This window comes from Pedobacter sp. HMWF019 (assembly GCF_003061025.1).
GTDB lineage: Bacteria > Bacteroidota > Bacteroidia > Sphingobacteriales > Sphingobacteriaceae > Pedobacter.
In genome coordinates, this window is the sequence record NZ_QAIL01000134.1 from 2339 (window position 1) to 5846 (window position 3508).

General features: G+C 42.4%; 4 protein-coding genes. All 4 read left to right on the forward strand.

Annotation, left to right across the window (positions count from 1 at the left end):
* Positions 1-305, forward strand: a 305-nt coding sequence (locus DBR11_RS30115) for a DapH/DapD/GlmU-related protein (RefSeq protein ID WP_304593833.1), incomplete at its 5' end; no start/stop codon positions are given.
* A gap of 3 nt (positions 306-308) precedes the next feature.
* Positions 309-1430 (forward strand): glycosyltransferase family 1 protein, encoded by a 1122-nt coding sequence (locus DBR11_RS08470; RefSeq protein ID WP_108551560.1) that lies wholly within the window; start codon positions 309-311, stop codon positions 1428-1430.
* A gap of 12 nt (positions 1431-1442) precedes the next feature.
* The gene (locus DBR11_RS08475; protein WP_108551562.1) at positions 1443-2009 is read left to right on the forward strand and encodes an L-threonylcarbamoyladenylate synthase; all 567 of its coding nucleotides are present in this window, start codon (positions 1443-1445) and stop codon (positions 2007-2009) included.
* Positions 2010-2101: 92 nt separating this feature from the next.
* On the forward strand, positions 2102-3505 hold the full coding sequence (locus DBR11_RS08480) for a CCA tRNA nucleotidyltransferase (RefSeq protein WP_108551565.1): 1404 nt from the start codon (positions 2102-2104) through the stop codon (positions 3503-3505).
* Positions 3506-3508: the final 3 nt, after the last annotated feature.

Here is a 3508-nt window from a genome sequence, read left to right on the forward strand (position 1 = left end):
ATTGCTTCCTGGGTTCCAGAGCAATCGTTGTAGAAGGCGTACGCGTAGAACATGAGGCTGTATTAGGCGCCAATGTCGTATTGACTGCCTCCACAAAAATCATTGATGTAACAGGTCCGGAACCTGTTGAATACAAAGGAATCGTTCCTGCACGTTCAGTTGTGATCCCAGGAAGTTATACCAAAAAATTCCCGGCAGGAGAATACCAGGTTCCTTGCGCACTGATCATCGGTAAGCGTAAAGAATCCACAGATAAAAAAACATCCCTGAACAATGCGTTAAGGGAAAACAATGTAGCTGTATAATTAATGAATATTGGTTTTGATGGAAAACGAGCAGCAAATAATCTCACAGGATTAGGCAATTACAGCCGGTCACTGATTGGGCAGCTGGCCCGTTATTTTCATCAAAACCATTATTTTGTTTACAGTCCTAAAATTAAGGATCAACCCCAGATCAATTCTTTTTTTGAGGATGCCAGGATCTCACTTAAACTGCCTCAATATGGAGGGCCTAAATTCATGTGGAGAAGTTATGGCATAAAAAAACAGTTATTAAAAGATAAAATTACACTTTTCCATGGCCTTAGCCAGGAAATCCCCCTTGGCTTAAAAAGAACTGGAATCAAGTCTGCGGTCACCATTCACGACCTCATCTATTTACGTTATCCGCAATACTACAAACCTGCAGACCGGTATATCTACCACCTGAAAGCCAGGTATGCCTGTATCAACAGCGATCGCATCATTGCCATCAGTGAATGTACCAGACGTGACATTGTACAGCTCTATCAAATTGACCCTTCCAAAATAGAGGTCATTTACCAAAGTTGTGATGATACTTTCAAACAAGAACCAGACCTTTCCCTGCACCAGCACCTTAGAGCAGAATACCAGCTTCCAGAAAAGTACATTCTTAATGTTGGGACCGTAGAACCCCGAAAAAATCTAATGCTCATCATTAAAGCATTAAAAGAAATTGATTCGGATTACGCCTTAGTCGTAGTCGGAAAGCACCAGCCTTATGCCAAACTTGTACAGCAGGAAATAGAGCGCCTGGATCTTGGTCACAGAGTCATTTTCCTTCAGGGCCTTCCCTTTTCTGCGCTCCCTTCCATTTACCAGATGGCCAGCCTTTTCATTTATCCTTCTTATTACGAAGGATTCGGGATTCCAATCATTGAAGCCCTGTATTCCGAGGTACCGGTTATCGGAGCAACCGGGTCCTGCCTGGAAGAGGCAGGCGGACCAGACAGCCTATATGTACATCCCGACAACCCTCAGGAACTCGCTGAACAAAGCAACCGGGTTCTAAACGATAAGATACTTCAGCAACACATGAAAACCATGGGCAAAATCTATGTCCAAAAATTTGACAACCATTTACTGGCAAAACAAATGATGGACTGTTATTTAAAAACACTAAAATGATACCTTTGTATCATGCTGAAAACAGAAATCGAAAAAGCACTGGACGTTTTAAGAAACGGAGGTGTAATTCTCTATCCAACAGATACTGTCTGGGGACTGGGTTGTGATGCCACAAATGAGGCGGCAGCGGCCAAAATCAATGCAATTAAGGGACGTTCCGACGATAAAAGTTTTATCATCCTTCTGGACACCGATTCAAAAGTACAAAGTTATGTAACCGAAGTACCCGATGTGGCTTACGATCTGATCGAATTTGCCGAAAACCCTTTAACCCTTATTTTTTCCGGAGCGAAAAACCTTGCCCAAAATGTCATCAATGCCGATGGTAGTGTAGGCATCCGGGTAGTTAAACATGAATTCTGTACACCGCTCCTTCAACGGTTCCGTAAACCCATAACTTCCACATCAGCAAATATTTCCGGGCAGCCAGCACCAAAATTTTTTGACGAAATCGATGAAAATATCCTGGCAGCAGTAGACTATGTTGTGGATTGGGAACAAGAACTTAGAACACCCAGAAAACCTTCCACCATTATGAAATTAGGTGCAGGCGGCCAATTTTCCTTTATTAGAAGGTAACTTTTAGTACTTTTGCAGAAATTCAACCCAATACTTCTGTCTGATGAAATTTTGCTTCCGCAGGATTCAGGGCATTTAATAATTAAACACGAATGAAAGAACACTTAAAACATCCAGTTTTCAAGGTCCTTGCTGATATTGCTGCCCAACATACTATCGAAGCTTATGTTATTGGGGGCTATGTTCGTGATATTTTTTTAGAGCGCCCGTCAAAAGATATTGATATTGTGGTTCTTGGTAATGGCATAGAGTTCGCTGAACTTGCTGGAAATCAGCTAAAAACCAAAGTGGCCGTGTTTAAGAATTTTGGTACCGCCATGCTCAGGTACCATGACCTGGAAATTGAGTTTGTAGGTGCCCGAAAAGAATCCTACCGGGCAAACTCCAGAAAACCAATTGTAGAAAACGGCACTATTGAAGACGATCAGCTTAGACGCGATTTTACGATCAATGCTTTAGCCATCTCTTTAAATGCAGCAAATTACGGTACATTGGTTGATCCCTTTCAGGGCATTGAAGACCTTCAGGAGAAGTTGATCAGAACCCCGCTCGATGCGGAAATTACCTTTTCAGATGATCCACTGAGGATGATGCGCGCCATCCGTTTCGCTTCTCAACTCAATTTTTCAATTGATGAAAAGGCCCTTTCTGCCATCAAAAAGCAAAAAGAGCGTATCAGTATCGTTTCTAAGGAGCGCATCACAGATGAACTGAATAAGATCATTCTTTCTCCGGTTCCGTCTGTTGGTTTTAAGTATTTGTTTGATACGGGGCTGCTCCGTATTATTTTTCCGCAAATGGCCAATCTTTACGGTGTGGAAATCATCAACGGAAAAGGGCATAAAGATAACTTCTACCATACCCTCCAGGTTTTAGATAATATTTCTCTAAACACCAATGATCTTTGGCTAAGGTGGGCTGCCATCCTACATGACATAGCCAAACCACCAACCAAAAGATTTGAAGAAGGCCACGGTTGGACTTTCCATGGTCACGAGGATAAAGGAGCCCGTATGGTTCCTCAAATCTTTGCGCAACTGAAACTTCCCCTGAATGAGAAAATGAAATATGTACAAAAGCTTGTACAACTCCACTTGCGTCCTATTGTACTGGCGCAGGAAGTAGTAACAGATTCAGCTGTACGCCGTTTATTGTTCGATGCAGGTGAGGACATTGAGAGCCTTATGTTGCTTTGCAATGCAGATGTTACCACAAAAAATGAATATAAGGTGAAAAAATACCGCAATAACTTTGAGCTGGTTAAACAAAAACTCAAAGATGTGGAAGAACGGGACAAGATCCGAAACTGGCAGCCACCAATTACTGGCAATGACATCATGAATGCCTTCGGCCTGACTGCAGGAAAAGAAGTAGGCCTGATCAAAAATGCCATCCGGGAAGCCATACTTGAAGGAGAAATCACCAACTCTTATGAAGATGCCCTCAGGTTTATGCTGGAGAAAGGCAAAGAATATGGACTTAGCCCAGCGAATTAAGAC

Excerpts from the sequence above, each read along its gene's own strand:
- DBR11_RS08470 (WP_108551560.1), top strand. The coding sequence starts at position 309 with ATGAATATTGGTTTTGATGGAAAACGAGCAGCAAATAATCTCACAGGA.
- DBR11_RS08475 (WP_108551562.1), top strand. The coding sequence starts at position 1,443 with ATGCTGAAAACAGAAATCGAAAAAGCACTGGACGTTTTAAGAAACGGA.
- DBR11_RS08480 (WP_108551565.1), top strand. The coding sequence starts at position 2,102 with ATGAAAGAACACTTAAAACATCCAGTTTTCAAGGTCCTTGCTGATATT.